This is a genomic window from Anoxybacillus sp. P3H1B (assembly GCF_001560855.1).
Classification (GTDB): domain Bacteria; phylum Bacillota; class Bacilli; order Bacillales; family Anoxybacillaceae; genus Anoxybacteroides; species Anoxybacteroides rupiense.
In genome coordinates this window covers 626748-643253 of record NZ_LPUG01000009.1, presented here as the reverse complement: position 1 = coordinate 643253, position 16506 = coordinate 626748, and the positions used below count along the sequence as shown (strand labels likewise).

Annotated in this window: 14 protein-coding genes and 1 pseudogene; 10 read left to right on the top strand and 5 right to left on the bottom strand. The window is 42.7% G+C overall.

All coding sequences use genetic code 11. The features are described from left to right. The first annotated feature begins 78 nt into the window (after nt 1-78). Together AT864_RS03440 and argH are read left to right on the top strand one after the other, a co-directional pair. Nucleotides 79-1287, top strand: a complete 1209-nt coding sequence (locus AT864_RS03440; protein ID WP_066146447.1) for an argininosuccinate synthase — start codon at nt 79-81, stop codon at nt 1285-1287. Then, a complete protein-coding gene (gene argH / locus AT864_RS03435; RefSeq protein WP_066146445.1) occupies nt 1284-2675 on the top strand; it encodes an argininosuccinate lyase in 1392 nt (463 codons plus the stop codon). The genes AT864_RS03440 and argH overlap by 4 nt, the downstream gene beginning before the upstream one ends. A gap of 313 nt (nt 2676-2988) precedes the next feature. On the opposite strand, the gene AT864_RS03430 is transcribed toward argH, so the two are convergent. Continuing rightward, complete coding sequence (locus tag AT864_RS03430) at nt 2989-3447, bottom strand: universal stress protein (RefSeq protein ID WP_066146442.1); 459 nt, start codon at nt 3445-3447, stop codon at nt 2989-2991. 113 nt (nt 3448-3560) lie between these two features. Between AT864_RS03430 and AT864_RS18070 the strand changes: the two genes are divergently transcribed. From AT864_RS18070 to ald, 3 genes are all read left to right on the top strand, one after another. Then, nucleotides 3561-3713, top strand: coding sequence for a hypothetical protein (locus AT864_RS18070; protein ID WP_183186514.1), 153 nt, complete (start codon nt 3561-3563; stop codon nt 3711-3713). A 346-nt stretch (nt 3714-4059) separates the two neighbouring features. Beyond that, complete coding sequence (locus tag AT864_RS03425; RefSeq protein WP_044745935.1) at nt 4060-4818, top strand: SDR family oxidoreductase; 759 nt, start codon at nt 4060-4062, stop codon at nt 4816-4818. Nucleotides 4819-4939: 121 nt separating this feature from the next. Beyond that, the gene (gene ald / locus AT864_RS03420) at nt 4940-6061 is read left to right on the top strand and encodes an alanine dehydrogenase (RefSeq protein WP_066146579.1); all 1122 of its coding nucleotides are present in this window, start codon (nt 4940-4942) and stop codon (nt 6059-6061) included. Nucleotides 6062-6099: 38 nt separating this feature from the next. Here ald and AT864_RS03415 read toward each other — a convergent pair whose 3' ends face one another. After that, nucleotides 6100-7194 carry a Xaa-Pro peptidase family protein gene (locus AT864_RS03415; RefSeq protein WP_066146439.1) on the bottom strand — a complete coding sequence of 365 codons (1095 nt, stop codon included), beginning with the start codon at nt 7192-7194 and terminating at the stop codon, nt 6100-6102. A 488-nt stretch (nt 7195-7682) separates the two neighbouring features. On the opposite strand from AT864_RS03415, the gene AT864_RS03410 reads away from it, so the two are divergent. Then, nucleotides 7683-8363, top strand: coding sequence for a metal-dependent hydrolase (locus AT864_RS03410; RefSeq protein ID WP_066146436.1), 681 nt, complete (start codon nt 7683-7685; stop codon nt 8361-8363). Nucleotides 8364-8486: 123 nt separating this feature from the next. Continuing rightward, nucleotides 8487-9803: a CBS domain-containing protein gene (locus AT864_RS03405; protein WP_066146433.1), complete on the top strand. Its 1317-nt coding sequence runs from the start codon at nt 8487-8489 to the stop codon at nt 9801-9803. Between the two features lie 17 nt (nt 9804-9820). Here the strand turns inward: AT864_RS03405 and AT864_RS03400 are convergent, their stop codons facing one another. Beyond that, nucleotides 9821-10135 (bottom strand): YtpI family protein, encoded by a 315-nt coding sequence (locus AT864_RS03400; RefSeq protein ID WP_066146430.1) that lies wholly within the window; start codon nt 10133-10135, stop codon nt 9821-9823. 89 nt (nt 10136-10224) lie between these two features. Between AT864_RS03400 and AT864_RS03395 the strand changes: the two genes are divergently transcribed. After that, the gene (locus tag AT864_RS03395) at nt 10225-11172 is read left to right on the top strand and encodes a bifunctional oligoribonuclease/PAP phosphatase NrnA (protein WP_066146426.1); all 948 of its coding nucleotides are present in this window, start codon (nt 10225-10227) and stop codon (nt 11170-11172) included. Nucleotides 11173-11641: 469 nt separating this feature from the next. Here AT864_RS03395 and ytrI read toward each other — a convergent pair whose 3' ends face one another. Both ytrI and AT864_RS03385 read right to left on the bottom strand, forming a co-directional pair. Then, nucleotides 11642-12148, bottom strand: a complete 507-nt coding sequence (gene ytrI, locus AT864_RS03390) for a sporulation membrane protein YtrI (protein ID WP_044745941.1) — start codon at nt 12146-12148, stop codon at nt 11642-11644. Further along, nucleotides 12145-12486 carry a YtrH family sporulation protein gene (locus AT864_RS03385; RefSeq protein ID WP_044745942.1) on the bottom strand — a complete coding sequence of 114 codons (342 nt, stop codon included), beginning with the start codon at nt 12484-12486 and terminating at the stop codon, nt 12145-12147. Before AT864_RS03385 ends, ytrI begins: the two co-directional genes overlap by 4 nt. Nucleotides 12487-12594: 108 nt before the next feature. On the opposite strand from AT864_RS03385, the gene dnaE reads away from it, so the two are divergent. After that, nucleotides 12595-15936 carry a DNA polymerase III subunit alpha gene (gene dnaE / locus AT864_RS03380; protein ID WP_066146423.1) on the top strand — a complete coding sequence of 1114 codons (3342 nt, stop codon included), beginning with the start codon at nt 12595-12597 and terminating at the stop codon, nt 15934-15936. Between the two features lie 156 nt (nt 15937-16092). Next, nucleotides 16093-16500: pseudogene (locus AT864_RS18235) on the top strand (malic enzyme-like NAD(P)-binding protein); the annotation flags it as partial. Between the last annotated feature and the right edge of the window lie 6 nt (nt 16501-16506).

Here is a 16506-nt window from a genome sequence, read left to right as displayed (position 1 = left end):
ATAAATTGGTAATGTGGATTTTTGAATATTTATTTAGTTTTAAGTATATTTATGTATATCAAGGGAAGGGGAATCATAATGGCTAATCCAAAAATTGTGTTAGCTTATTCCGGCGGTTTAGATACATCGGTTGCTATTAAGTGGTTACAAGAGCGAGGCTATGATGTTGTCGCGTGCTGCTTAGATGTAGGCGAAGGAAAAGATCTCGATTTTGTGCAAAGCAAAGCCTTAACGGTTGGCGCTATCCAATCATATGTTATCGACGCGAAGGAGGAATTTGCCAACGAGTACGCGCTCGTAGCGTTGCAGGCTCATACGCTTTATGAAGGAAAATATCCGCTTGTCTCTGCTCTGTCGCGTCCATTAATCGCAAAAAAGCTAGTTGAAATTGCCGAGTTGGAAGGTGCGGTAGCGGTTGCTCACGGCTGCACAGGAAAAGGAAATGACCAAGTTCGTTTTGAAGTGTCGATTAAGGCGCTGAACCCGAACTTGGAAGTAGTGGCTCCTGTTCGGGAATGGAGCTGGTCACGCGAAGAAGAGATTGAATATGCGAAAAAGCACGGTATTCCGATTCCAATTGATTTAGATAGCCCGTTTTCTATTGACCAAAACTTATGGGGAAGAAGCAATGAATGCGGTATTCTCGAAGATCCTTGGGCCGCTCCGCCAGAGGAAGCTTATGAGTTAACAGCGGCATTAGAGGATACGCCAGATGTTCCAGAGATCATCGAGATCGGCTTTGAGCAAGGAGTTCCAAAAACGCTAAACGGAAAGCATTATTCGCTTGCTCAATTGATCTTGGAGCTTAATGCGTTGGCTGGTAAGCATGGAGTTGGACGGATTGATCATGTTGAAAACCGCCTTGTCGGCATCAAGTCACGTGAAGTCTATGAATGCCCTGGCGCGATGACGCTTATTAAGGCGCATAAAGAATTAGAGGATTTAACCCTTGTGAAGGAGGTCGCTCATTTTAAACCGTTAATTGAGCAGAAATTAGCGGAAATCATCTATAACGGCTTGTGGTTTTCACCGCTGAAAGATGCGCTTGTTGCATTTTTAAATGAAACGCAGAAAAATGTCACAGGAATTGTGCGCGTCAAATTGTTTAAAGGTCATGCCATCATTGAAGGGCGAAAATCGGAGTTTTCGCTATATGATGAAAAGCTGGCGACATACACAGCGGAAGATGAATTTGATCATCAAGCAGCTGTCGGCTTTATCTCCCTATTTGGCTTGCCAACGAAAGTACACAGCATCGTGAACAGCAAAAAGAAGGTGAATGTGTGAAAAAGCTTTGGGGCGGACGATTTACAAAAACAGCAGAAGAGTGGGTCGACGAGTTCGGTGCGTCGATCCCTTTTGATCAACAGCTCGTTGAAGAAGATATTGAAGGAAGCATTGCACATGTGACGATGCTTGGGAAATGCGGCATTTTGCCCAATGATGATGTCGAGATCATCAAGGCTGGTTTGCTTGCGCTTTTAGAAAAAGCAAAACAGGGTCAGCTGGAGTTTTCTGTTGCATATGAGGATATTCATTTGAATATCGAGAAGATGCTGATGGATGAAATTGGTCATGTGGGCGGAAAATTGCATACTGGACGAAGCCGCAACGATCAAGTCGCAACGGATATGCATCTCTATTTGCGTAAACGTGTTACAGAAATGATGGATCTGATGAAAGAGTTGCAAAAGGTGCTTGTTGAAAAAGCAGAGCAACATATTGAAACATTAATTCCAGGATACACACATTTACAGCGGGCGCAGCCAGTTTCATTTGCTCATCACTTGCTTGCTTATTTTTGGATGCTTGAGCGCGACTATGAGCGTTTTGCTGAATCTTTAAAACGCATTAATAAGTCGCCTCTTGGAGCGGGAGCGTTGGCCGGAACGACTTTTCCCATTGATCGCGAGTATGCCGCTGAATTGCTGGGGTTTGATGGAATATATGAAAATAGCATCGATGCGGTGAGCGATCGAGATTTTATTATTGAATTTTTAAGCAACAGTTCGATGTTGATGATGCATCTATCGCGTTTTTGTGAGGAATTGATTCTTTGGTCGAGCCAAGAGTTTCGATTCGTCGAGATGGATGATGCATTTGCCACAGGAAGCAGCATTATGCCGCAGAAGAAAAATCCCGATATGGCAGAGCTCATACGCGGAAAAGTGGGGCGGGTATATGGCAACTTGTTTGGATTGCTAACGGTCATGAAAGGGACACCGCTTGCTTATAATAAAGATATGCAAGAGGATAAAGAAGGAATGTTTGATACGGTCAAAACCGTTATGGGCTCATTAAAAATTTTTGCCGGTATGATTGAAACGATGAAGGTGAATGTGGCGGCTATGGAAGCGGCGACGAAGCAAGATTTTTCAAACGCGACAGAGCTTGCTGACTATTTGGCGGCAAAAGGAGTACCTTTCCGCGAAGCGCATGAAATTGTAGGAAAGCTTGTTTTAACATGCATTGAAAAAGGAATATTTTTAGCTGACTTGCCGCTTGAGGTGTATCAAAAAGCTTCACCTTTGTTTGAATCTGATATTTACGAGGCGCTGAATCCGTACACGGCGGTGGATCGGCGCAACAGCGCTGGAGGGACGGGGTTTGCCGAAGTGCGCAAAGCAGTGGCCAACGCGAAAAAACGGTTGAGTGAAAAAAAGCGATACGAATAAACAAGACCGATCCACAAAAGGTGGATCGGTCTTGGAGTGTTGATAAATGGGATAACAAATCAAAAGGAAATGATGGACAAAGTTGATTTTTGCCTATCATCTTTTTTCATAAATCATTGATTCGATCAGCTTGCGTCATGTCAAAGTGTGACCTGCTGTCGAAATCGACTCATCATCTGTTTACTTAAGGAGCAATGTTGGAGAAGCCGGTCGCAGCTATACAAATACAGATGGATTTTTCAGCAAAAGCCCCGTCGCTTCCTCTTTATGTCGATTTTTCAACCCGAATCTCTATATAACACTACGGACTATTTTATACTTCCCCAAGCTCTTTTTCCGTTCTGACAACTAACACATCGCACTTGGCATAGCGAGTAATATGCTCGGAAACACTTCCAATCAATAAACGCTCGACAGCATTTAATCCTGTGGCACCGCAGATGATTAAGTCTGCTTTGTGTTTTGGAGCGATGTCTTTGGCGATTTTTATTTTTGGAGAACCGAATTCAATGTCGACAATGACATGTTCAATTCCAGCTTCTAGAGCTTGCTGCTTATAGTTTTCTAGCAGTTCCTTTGCATATTGCTCAGAACGCTCCACTACTGATTGGCTATGTGCTTCAACGGCAGCAAATGCGCGAATATCAATAATGTGGGTTAAAATCAAGGATGCTTCGTTGCGTTTGGCGATTTGGATCGCTTTTTTAAACGCCCATTCAGCTTCCTGAGAGCCATCTACAGCGACAACAATCGTTTTATACGTCATTGTCATGTTTCCCCACTCCCCTTTTGGATAGAAATGTTAGTTCTAATTGAAGTATATCATATAGAAAACTAGGAAAACTAGAGCTGTCATAACAATTTTATGAAAAAGGAGTGACAGGCATGGAGGATAAAAAGAAGAACAATGAATGGAATTTATACGATGATGAAGAGGTAGCGCAAGAAATTAGCGAACAAATCATGTCTGCTTATCATAGTGATGGCATTGAACAAGAGCAACCGCATTATCAACCACAAAGAGAGATAGGAGAATGATAAAAGCCATCATGGCGTATATACGCCATGATGGCTTTAGATTGTTGGCAAACGCTTTTATCCTGCGTCACCGGCCTCGCTTGTCCCGCTCATGAACTTCTTTTGTTCCATTCGCGTCTTCGCTTGGCTCCGCTCTTTGTCTACCAAGCATTTTTGAGCAGCCTGAGCCTGATAGGAAAAAATCAAAATCACTGAACGCAATAATGGTAGACAAAATCAATTTTGATTTTGTCTGTCGCCTGATGCTGGGTGTGTTTCATGGTATGATAAGTATAATGGATGTTTTTTCTTTTGGGATTGTAGTAAAGTAAAATTAGATACTTGTTTATGGGGAGGAGTTTTTCGAGTGCGACATGCCCTCATAACAGCTGGTGCAAAAGGATTGGGACGAAAGGTGACGGAGGTGCTGCTTGAAAAAGGATACTCGGTAACCGTAAACTACCGAAGCGATGAAGCTGCCGTCCATTCACTTCAACAAAAATATGCTCATGTTTCTGAACGGCTGCAATTCGTGAAGGGGGATGTTACAAAAAAAGAAGATTTACATCATTTGGTTGCTCAAGCGCTAGCGAAATTCGGCCGTATCGATTTTTTAATTAATAATGCCGGGCCTTATATTTTCGAACGAAAAAAGCTAGCAGATTATAGTGAAGCAGAATGGTATGAGATGATCGAAGGAAATTTGAGCGCCGTTTTTCATTTGTTTAAAAAAACGATTCCAATTATGAGAAACCAAGGATTTGGCCGCATTATTACGTACGGCTTTCAAGGAGCAGCAAATGCACCAGGCTGGCTTCACCGTTCTGCATTTAGTGCCGCGAAAGTTGGACTTGTTTCCTTAACCAAAACGATTGCGGTAGAGGAAGCGGAATATGGAATTACAGCCAATATGATTTGTCCTGGGAACATATTAGGGGATATGAAAGAGGCGACCATTGCGGAATCAAGAAAGCAAAGAGATGAGATGACGCCTATAGGGCGTTCAGGAACGGGAGAAGATATAGCCCGGATGATTGCATTTTTATGTGAAGAAGATTCGGATATGATTACAGGCTCCATTATTGAAGTGACAGGAGGAATGGATGTCATTCATCGGTATCGTTAATGTGAATAATTTTCCAGCGTTCATTCCATTCTATATATAGTACAGATGGAAATACTTTCTTGGTGCGGTTTTTTTAAGAAAAAATTACGACAGCGCTCGTAATGGAGGAGGACGGTTGATGATGAAAATAGGTGTGCCGAAGGAAATTAAAAACAATGAGAATCGTGTGGCGATGACCCCAGCTGGAGTGATGACGCTCGTTCAAGCGGGGCATGAGGTGTATGTAGAAGCAGGCGCTGGAGAAGGGTCAGGATTTTTAGATGAGGAATATGAAAAAGCGGGAGCTACGATTGTTAAAACGGCTCAAGATGCTTGGGCGGCAGAAATGGTGATGAAGGTAAAAGAGCCGCTTCCCCAGGAATATCAATATTTTCGAGAAAACTTAATTTTATTTACATATCTCCATTTGGCAGCAGAGTCTGAATTAACGAAAGCTCTTATTGATCACAAAGTAGTCGGGGTTGCCTATGAAACCGTACAGCTTGCTAATGGCTCCTTACCGCTGTTGACGCCGATGAGTGAAGTGGCTGGCCGAATGTCGGTGCAAATTGGTGCGCAATTTTTAGAAAAGCCGCATGGTGGAAAGGGAATCTTATTAGGAAGTGTGCCGGGAGTCAAACGAGGAAAGGTGACGATTATTGGAGGAGGCGTGGCTGGAACGAATGCAGCCAAAATGGCAGTGGGACTCGGCGCAGAAGTCACGATTATTGATGTGAATCCGGAGCGCCTGAGACAGCTTGATGATTTATTTGGCGACCACGTTACGACGCTGATGTCAAATATGTATAATATTGCTGCATCGGTTCAAGACTCGGACTTAGTGATTGGAGCGGTACTCATCCCAGGAGCAAAAGCGCCAAAGCTAGTGACCGAAGAGATGATTCGTACCATGTCTCCCGGCTCGGTTGTCGTTGATATTGCCATTGATCAGGGTGGAATTTTTGAAACAACCGATCGTGTCACGACCCATAGTGATCCAACTTATACGAAGCATGGCGTTGTTCATTATGCGGTTGCTAATATGCCAGGGGCTGTTCCACGCACGTCCACCTTTGCCCTGACAAATGTCACCGTGCCGTATGCGCTGCAAATTGCCAATAAAGGGTATCGTCAAGCATGTCTTGATCATCCAGCGCTGTTAAAAGGCATGAATACATTGAACGGTTATGTGACATATGAAGCTGTAGCAAGGGCGCATAACCTCTCATTTCAAGATGCCAAACCTTTGTTAGAGTCAATGTGAAAACAAGCGGCGTTCACTTTGGAGAACGCCGCTTGTTTTTATAATAGGATGAATTCTTTTGGATAATTTGTTAAAATCTCTGCGCCGTTTTCAGTAATCAAGATATCATCTTCGATACGCACACCGCCGATGTCCGGAATGTAAATGCCCGGTTCAATTGTAAAGACCATCCCCGGCTCGAGCGGCATCGTATTGGTTGCATTCATCGAAGGATATTCATGAACTTCAATGCCTAATCCGTGCCCGACGCGATGAGTAAAATAAGAACCGTAACCAGCTTGCTCAATCAACTGTCTTGCCGCTTTGTCCACCGCACCAATCTCTGTTCCTGGCTTTGATGCCGCAATAGCAGCGAGCTGGGCGTTTAAGACGGTATGATAAATTTGCTTTTGCTCATCGTTTGGTTGGCCAAACATAACGGTTCGCGTAATATCTGAACAATATCCATCTAAAATAACGCCTAAATCGAATAAGACAAAATCTCCTTTTTGAATAGAGGCTAAGCCTGGGGTGCCATGAGGATCAGCCGTTTTGGCCCCCGTCAATACCATCGTTGCAAACGACATTTGGCGAACGCCCTTTTTCTTCAATTCGTACTCAATGGCGGCAATCACTTCTAATTCTGTTTTGCCTTCAGCAATCGCTTTTACGCCGACTTCCACGCCATAATCAGCGAGAGAAGCTGCTTGCCGTAAAATCGCGATTTCTTGTTCATCTTTAATCATGCGCAGCTGTCGCAATTTTTCCTCTACATTAACGGTTGAGCGCACGGAAAAATAGGTACATAGCTGTTCATATCGTTCAAGAGATAGGTGTGTTTTTTCAATCGCGACATTTTCAACGGTCACAGATCTTTTGTTCATATGCGTATAAATGTGCTCCCAAGGATTTTCAATATCGCTGTAGCCGATAATAGAATAAGCCCAACCGGAGCGTTTAGCTTGAGCCACTTCCATTTGTGGACAGATGAGAACGGGCTCATCATTTGGGAAGACGAGCAGCGCTAAAAGCCGTTCATGCGGTTCACTGTAAAATCCGCTTAAGTAAAAGACATTAGCGGTGGATGTAATAAGGGCGAAGGAAAGCTGCTCTTGCTGCATCCAGTGTGAAAGCGATTGAAGTCGTTGGTTCATTATGTTCACTTCCTTTTATTTCTATATTGATAAACATCAATCCATCTGTCGCTTTCATTGACGAGGTGCCCATCAATGACTCAGCATTTTGAACAAGAGGTTTATCGCAAGCAAATACTTCGTTGATTTTCTTGTTCTAAAAAGCACGAAGAAAGCGTTTGCGTTAAAATAGTGGATGATTGATGCTCATGAGCAGACTCTATATTTGAGAGTACCAGTAATTTTGCCGGATGTAAACGATTATGCATGATTCTTAAGCGAGTCTATGACTTTGCCAAAGCAGCTGCCGTCCGTTCTAATAGTATAAGGACCATGAATGAATGGATTTTATCTAGCAATACGTACTAGCTTTTCTGCTTCTTAAGAACACCTGTGGGCCCATCCGTTTGCCTGCTAGGTGTTCATTCGCTACATGAAGAAGGAAATATAAAAGTTTTTGCGAAATATATCAATGAAAGACCTTGTACATAGGAAAGGAGCAGATCAAATTGAAGCTTACGTATCATGGACATTCAGTTGTCAAAATTGAAACGAACGGAAAGACGATTTTCATTGATCCGTTTATTACAGGAAATGGGGCGACGGATCTGAATGCTGACGACGTAAAGGTAGATGTGATTTTGCTGACACATGGGCATAGTGATCATGTAGGCGATACGATTCCGCTTGCGCTTCGCAACAATGCGCTGGTAGTGGCTCCATTTGAATTGGCTACGTATTTAAGCTGGCAAGGTGTCAATGCGCATCCGATGCATATTGGCGGAGCGCACCAATTTGAATTTGGAAAAGTCAAATTAACCCAAGCCTTCCATGGTTCCAGTTATATTGACGAAAACAAGCAAATCATTTATACGGGAATGCCGTGCGGGATTTTATTCTATGCGGAAGGAAAAACGATTTATCACGCGGGAGATACGGCGCTGTTTTCGGATATGAAGCTGATTGGCGAGCGAAATGAAATCGATGTGGCCTTTTTGCCGATTGGCGACAATTTTACAATGGGACCAGAGGATGCGGCGTTGGCAGCGGACTGGCTGCGTGCCAAAACCGTTGTACCGATTCATTACAACACATTCCCGGTCATTGAGCAAAATCCGCACCAGTTTGTTTCGCTGCTCAAAGAGGGCGTGGGAAAAGTATTACAACCAGGAGAAAGTATGGAATTATAGCAAAAAAGGGGCTTTTATCCAAGCTCCTTTTTTGTTTGCGAATCATGTGGCTAGCCCTTCATTGAATCGCGCTTCATTCACCTTTATAATAAAAATAGACTTTGGCACAAAGGGTGAAGACATTTGGCGACAAAACATGAGCAAATTTTGCAATATATTGATAGCTTGCCGGTAGGAGAAAAAATTTCTGTTCGGCAAATTGCGAAAGAAATGGGGGTAAGCGAAGGAACGGCTTACCGGGCGATTAAGGATGCGGAAAATAAAGGGTATGTCAGCACGATTGAGCGTGTTGGAACGATTCGAATCGAGAGAAAAAAGAAAGAAAATATTGAGAAGCTCACTTACGCGGAAGTTGTCAATATTGTGGATGGACAAGTGCTAGGAGGACGTGAAGGTCTGTATAAAACGCTCAACCGCTTTGTCATTGGTGCAATGAAACTTGAAGCGATGATGCGTTATACAGGAGCAGGAGATTTATTAATTGTCGGAAACAGGACGAAGGCGCATCAACTTGCGCTAGAAGCAGGTGCGGCCGTGTTGATTACCGGAGGCTTTGATACAGATGATTATGTCAAAAAACTGGCGGACGAGCTGCAGCTGCCCATTATATCGACAAGCTATGATACGTTTACAGTTGCGACGATGATCAATCGTGCGATTTACGATCAGCTCATTAAAAAAGAAATCGTTCTTGTTGAAGATATTTTAATTCCTTTCGAAAAAACGGTATATTTAGAAACCACTGATATAGTCGAAAAGTGGTATCAGCTCAATCGCGAAACGAAGCACAGCCGCTTTCCTGTCGTTGACCATCATTTAAAAGTGCAAGGAATGGTGACATCAAAAGATGTATTAGACTGTGAACGGACGCTGCCGATTGAAAAAGTCATGACGAAATATCCGATTACTGTAAACGGAAAAACGTCGGTTGCCTTTGCTTCACATATTATGGTATGGGAAGGCATTGAATTGTTGCCGGTTGTCGATGACCATAATCGTCTTCAGGGAATTATAAGCAGGCAGGACGTATTAAAGGCGCTGCAAATGATTCAGCGACAGCCGCAAGTCGGGGAAACGATCGATGATCTCATTACAGGCCAATTTCAAGAAGCAGAGCAGCAATCGAAAACAGAAAATGTCTTTCAATGCACGGTAACGCCGCAAATGACGAACTATTTAGGAACGTTGTCTTATGGAGTGTTTACAACGATTGTGACGGAAGCGGCGACGCGGGTATTGCGGCTATATAAACGCGGAGATTTAGTGATCGAAAATATTACGATTTATTTTATTAAACCAGTGCAAATTGACAGTATTATTGATATTAAAGCAAGGCTGCTAGAAATTGGACGGAAATTCGGAAAGGTTGATGTTGAAGTATATCATGACGGAGTGGTTGTAGGAAAAGCATTAATGATGTGCCAGTTAATGGACAGGTAGTTTTTATGGACGGGGGATCATGATCCCCCGTTTTTAGCTGTTCCCTGTGCCTCTTCTATCACCAGCGGCAAATAATGCTTATAGGACCGATATCCAGCCCATGCGCTTCCGCCACCCACCAATAAAAAAATGATTCCGACAATATAGGTGACGGTTGAAGAATGTAAAAAGAATTGGTTGATGCCGAAGAAAAAGACAAATAGGCCGAGAGCTATGCTTGATTTTGCAGAAAGCCATCGCCGTTCGAGCGGGCGCTGGCTACGAAAATATTTCATTTTATAATAGGCGTAGAAGGAAAGAGAAAAAATGATGAGAATGACTAGTGCAGGCATGAACGCACCCCTCCATCTTTTGTTTCTCTACCATTGTACATGTTTTTCCCTTATAATGAAAGAAAACTATCGTAAAAGAGGGAACGAATATGAACGAGAAGGCATTGGAAATTTTACAGGTGATTCAGCAATTTGAAACGATCATTATTCACCGCCACGTCCGTCCTGATCCAGATGCATACGGCTCCCAAGGAGGATTGGCGGAAATTCTGAAGGCCTCATTTCCACAAAAAAATGTTTATACAGTAGGAAGAGAAGAAGAATCGCTTAATTTTTTAAGACGGTTGGATCAAATCGATGATCATGTATATAAAAACGCGCTTGTGATTGTATGTGACACGGCGAACCAGGAGCGGATCTGTGATGGGCGCTATCGGTTAGGAAAAAAACTGATTAAAATTGATCATCATCCGAACGAAGATCCGTACGGAGATTTATTGTGGGTCGATACGAACGCCAGCTCGACAAGTGAAATGATTTATGAGTTTTACTTAGCAGGCAAAGAGAAAGGCTTGGTCATGACGAAAGAAGCAGCTCGTTTGATTTACGCTGGGATTGTCGGGGACACGGGACGTTTTCTTTTTTCAAGAACAAGCTCTAAAACATTCCAATATGCAAGCGAACTAGTTGAATACGGCTTTTCATTGACCGATCTATATGATGAGCTATATCGCACAAAAGTGAATATTGCTCATTTAAGCGGATATGTGCTACAAAATTTTCAGCTTTCTCCAAGCGGAGTCGCGTTTGTAAAAATGACAAAAGAACTGCTTGGAAAATATAACGCTTCTCCGTCCGAAGCGTCGCAGCTTGTAAGTCTTCTTGGCAACGTTGATGGAATACAGGCATGGGTCTTTTTTATTGAGGAGGACAAAGAAATTCGTGTTCGCCTCCGTTCAAAAGGAACGATTGTCAATGAAGTAGCAAAAAAATACGGGGGCGGCGGACATCCTTTCGCTGCAGGTGCGTCGATTTATTCTTGGGAGGATGCGGATCGGGTGATTGCTGATTTAGAATTGGCGTGCCAAGCCCATTAATAACTCAAACCGATCTAGAGAAGGTCCGTTTTTTATGTGGTCGGAGATTTTGTCCCCGGCTATAATCCAGCAGTTATCACTTGTTCGTTGTTCGGTGACTTCTTTCTGTTTGTTGAAAGATTTTTTGGTTTCCATTTATATTTATGTTGCTGTTTTGATAGATCGATGTTGCAAGTACTGCTATTAAGGAAAATGACCAAATACAACCAAACGTAATTTTTGTTTAAAAAATATGTCAAGCGTGTTGATGATCCAATAAAAATCAATCGACATTGCTTGATTCCTTACTTTTCTGCCGTAGTCGGCAAGCCACTCGCTTGCCGACTGGACATGCAGAAAAGCGTGTGTCTAGCTCAATCATTCCATATTTTTAGTAAAATAATGGATCATCAACACTAGTGAAAAGATATCATCTTTTTTGAAATCCCCTTCATCCTATTTTTATATGGTCATTCTCGATGATATCCTGCTAGCGGTGAACGGGCTTTAGCTTTAATTCAATTGATAATGTAGTGAATAAAAACAGCTCCGTTATTTCAAGTCGATACGTTTGCTCATTGATGGTATAGGTTTTGTTTTCAATCGTCTTTTTTAATAAATCCTTGCTTTGATAGACGGTTTCGATATCTTTGGCGACTAGGTGGGATACATCTTCTTTGACGCTTTCTTCAATATGAAATTTCATATAGGAATCGAGTTTATACTCATTTGCGTTGACAAGCTGGATGCGAATTTCTTGGACGGTCAACTTTTTTTTGTTCAGTTTGTTTAGTTTAATATAGTCTTCCTGCCAAATTTGAATATCGCTGTTTAAATCAGCAATTTTGTCTTGAAGTTCAGTGATCTGGCGCACCTGCTTTTCTTGCAATACACCAAATAAATGTAAAAATATGAACCAGCTTAGGACCGCACCGATCGCGGCGCCGGCAAAAAAACGCTGCCAAGTTTTGTCGCGATAGTATGGAGGAATTCTCATGAAGAAATATGCTCCTGTGTCAGCCATGTAATAATGGTAACACCTGTTTGTGCGCCACCGATCGCGGAAATAATGAGCAGAAACTGCTTGACAATGTCACGTGTTTCTCCTGAAAATAAGCCGCGCTCGACTGTATAAAACGTGTCAAATGTCCCGCCAATTGCGGCTACGACCGCCCAAATTTTTAAATCCATCGCAAAACGATACATGGACGTCAGCGGTGGCTGTCCCATCAGAAATGCCCCGATTCCGCCAATGCCTGCTCCTCCTAAAAGAACTCCAAGAGCAATAAAGTAGCTTTGAATAAACGCCGGTAAAAACGCAAGTTTCGTTCCCATCATCGCCTCATTCCTTTCTTTAAACATATATATGGACGAACAGATATAAGTATGTTTTGCGTTGCCAAAGTTTTGTCGACTATAATGAAGGAAAAGGAGGGAGGAGCATTGTCGTTTGTCCACCTTCATGTACGGAGCGGCTATAGCTTGTTAAAGAGTGCAGTAAAAATTCATGATTTAGTGAAAAAAGCGAGTGAACTGGGTTTTAGGTCGTTAGCTTTAACAGATGAAAACGTACTATACGGGGCGGTGACTTTCTATCAAGAATGCCAAAAATATCAGATTAAACCGATCATCGGTATGATTACACATATTAAAGTGGGAGAGAGGGAAGCGTATCCGCTGGTGCTTTTAGCAAAAAACAATATAGGTTATCGCCATTTAATGAAAATTAGCAGCATCATTCAAACAAGTGAACCTGATGGAATCCCAGAAGAACGGCTTCAGCGTTATAGCAATGAGCTGATCGCCATTTCTCCAGGAAGGGATGGTTATGTTGAGTCATTAGTGAGAAGAAATGAGTTCGAAAAAGCGATCAAGTGTATGGCCTCATATAAACAACTATTTGGAGATGATGCTTTTTATCTGGCGGTTCAACGGCATGGTGTGGAAGAAAAATGGCAGCATGAGCTTGTACAGCTGAGCAAGGCAACGAATACGCCGCTTGTTGCTACCAACGATGTGCGTTACATCGAGAAGGAAGATGCTTTCGTTCACGATTGCTTGCTTGCAATTCAGCAGGGGATGAAACTTCATGATGAAGGAAGGAGAACGCTTGGAAGTGACGAATACTATTTAAAATCAACCGATGAAATGGCGAGCCTGTTTGCTGATTTACCTGAAGCAGTAAGCAATACAGAAAAAATTGCTTCCCTGTGCCAAGTTGACATTGAATTAGGCAGATTGCGGCTTCCTAAATATCCTGTACCAGCAAACGAAAATGTTCATCAGCATTTGGAGCGTCTTTGTTTGAAAGGATTATATGAACGCATCCCGTCTCCATCATCGGAATATCTTGAGCGCCTTCGTTATGAGTTAAAAACGATTGAGGAGATGAATTTTAGCGATTATTTTTTAATTGTCGCTGATTTTATCAGCTTTGCGCGAGAACAAGGAATCACAATGGGACCGGGACGCGGTTCAGCTGCGGGATCGCTTGTGGCCTTTACTCTGTATATTACCCATGTCGACCCTGTTCAGTATGGTTTATTATTTGAGCGTTTTTTGAATCCTGAGCGCGTTTCTCTTCCTGATATTGATATCGATTTTCCAGATGAGCGGCGCGATGAAGTGATTCAGTATGTGGCACGCAAATACGGAACGCAACATGTTGCTCAAATTATTACATTTGGTACATTTGGAGCGCGAGCCGCTATTCGCGATGTCGCTAAGGCCATGGGAGTGCGTCCGGAAGAAATAGAGCAAATCGCAAAGCATATCCCTAACAAAATGGGGATCACACTGCAAGAAGCATATGACCAGGTCCCTTTGTTAAAAAAAGCTGTTCAGACATCGCCAGAGCTGCGAAAAGTCTTTGCTACAGCATTGCGATTGGAAGGGCTTCCAAGGCATTCATCCACTCATGCGGCCGGGGTGGTGATAAGCGAACAGCCGCTGTCGGACATCGTACCGTTGCAGCAAGGACATGTCGACATTTACTTAACTCAATATCCAATGGACGTATTAGAACAGCTTGGTTTGTTGAAAATGGATTTTCTTGGCCTGCGCACTTTAACCTTCATTAGCAATGTGTGCAAGCTGATTTATCAAAAAACAGGGAAATTTGTTGATGTACAAAATGTTCCGCTCCACGATGAACGAACGTTTGCCTTGCTAAGCAGAGGAGATACAACAGGAATTTTTCAATTGGAATCAGAAGGGATCAAAAACGTACTGAAGCAGCTAAGACCGTCGCAATTTGAGGATATTGTCGCCGTCAATGCTTTATATCGTCCGGGACCGATAGACTTTATTCCAATATATATCAAAAGAAAGCATGGGCATGAAGCCGCTGTCTTTCTTCATCCGGACCTTGCACCTATTTTACAGTCAACATACGGGGTCTTGATTTATCAAGAGCAGATTATGCAAATAGCAGCAAAAATGGCTGGCTTTTCATTAGGTCAAGCTGATTTATTGCGGCGAGCGATAGGGAAAAAGAACAAGGAGATTCTTGATCAAGAGCGATCCCGCTTTGTCAAAGGATGTATGGAGAAAGGATATGACAAAACGCTTGCTCATGAACTATACGATTTGATTGTCCGCTTTGCCAATTATGGATTTAACCGAAGCCATGCGGTTGCTTACAGTATGATTTCCTATCAATTGGCCTATTTAAAAGCGCATTATCCGCTATATTTTTATGCGGCTTTATTGACTGTTTCCATTGGAGACGAAGAAAAAGTGAGCTCATGCATACAAGAGATGAGACAACGGAAGATTGTGCTGCTTCCGCCTTCGATTAATCGAAGCTATTATTCATTTTCCATTGAAAACGGATCAATCCGTTATAGTCTTGCAGCGATTAAGCATGTTGGTGCTCAAGCGGTCAACGCGATTATTCAAGAAAGAAAAAAACGTCCGTTTTCCGATTTATTCGATTTTTGTCTTCGCCTATCCAAAAAAACGGTGAATCGGAAAATGATCGAATCTCTCATATTGGCAGGTTGTTTTGATGAATTTGGCATTGAGCGTGCAACATTGCTGGCAAGTGTCGAAGTAGCGATGGAGCATGCTGAACTGATGGGACCATATTATGAGTATGATGAAAGCGATCAATCAAACATAGCCGGACTATCTTTTAAACCAAAATATGTAGAAGCCTCTCCGTTTTCTTTTGACGAAAAGCTTCAATATGAAAAGGATTTGCTTGGTGTGTATGTCTCGCCTCATCCCGTTTTAGCGCATCTTGATCAATTTCAAGCGGCAGGAGCAGTGCCGGTCAGTTCGATCAAAAAAGAGCAAAACGGCTCCTATTTACGGATTGGCGCCTATATTCTTTTGGAGCGCAAGACGAGAACCAAAAAAGGCGAAGAAATGTCGTTTTTGACAGTAAGCGATGAAAGCGGCGAATTGTCCGCTATTGCTTTTCCTGAAGTGTATCATCGCTATCATTCTTCCTTAAAAAAAGGCGAGATTTTGTTGCTGGAAGGAAAAATAGAAGTCCGGCAAGCGGCGATTCATTTCATTATCAAAAAGGTGATTCCGCTCGATGAGCTGGACAAGCCAACGCTTTATTTAAAAATTTGCCCTGATCATATTCACAGCGGAAAAATGGCAAAGCTCAAAACGATTTTGGAGCATCATCACGGTTATGTACCTGTCGTTCTCTATTATGAAAAAGAGCGCAAAACGGTGAAGCTGTCTGACGAATACCAAGTGAACGCTTCTGCTGACTGCCTAGCAGAATTAAAAGCATTGTTAGGAGGCACATATGTTGTGCTAAAATAATGTTTTCTTTACTAATGCTTCATTTTATTATATTGTATAAACGTTAGGTGGTCAGACCAGTTATGGCCGTTTCATAATTATAAGGAATGAATGTATGTGTCTTTGCGTAAAGAGGCCTTATATATTCATAAAGCGCATGAAGGAAAGCGAGAAATGATAGCAGGAGCTTGGATAGCGGAAATGATTCGTTCGCTGAACGGCCGGCCAATGATTTTTGCAATGGCCAATCCGGTTCTGGAAATGATGCCGGAAGAAGCACTTCAAGCAGGAGCTGTTGTCGTTGGAACAGGATGATCAGATGATCCGAATCAAGTCGATCATGTTCTGGCGTTTCCAGGCATCTTCCGAGGTGCTTTAGAGGTTCGGCGCGATAAATGAATGAAAAAATGAAAATCGCTGCTGTGGAAGCAGCCGCTTCACTTGTTTCAGAAGATGAATGGCGTACCAGTTGATCCGCGGGTCGCATCGGTTGTTGCAGCTAAGCCAGCGGTGAAGACAGGAGCTGCCCGCATTCGTATGAGTTCTGAAGGAATGGAGAGTAAAACAAGACAAATGCAGCGATGATGTAGG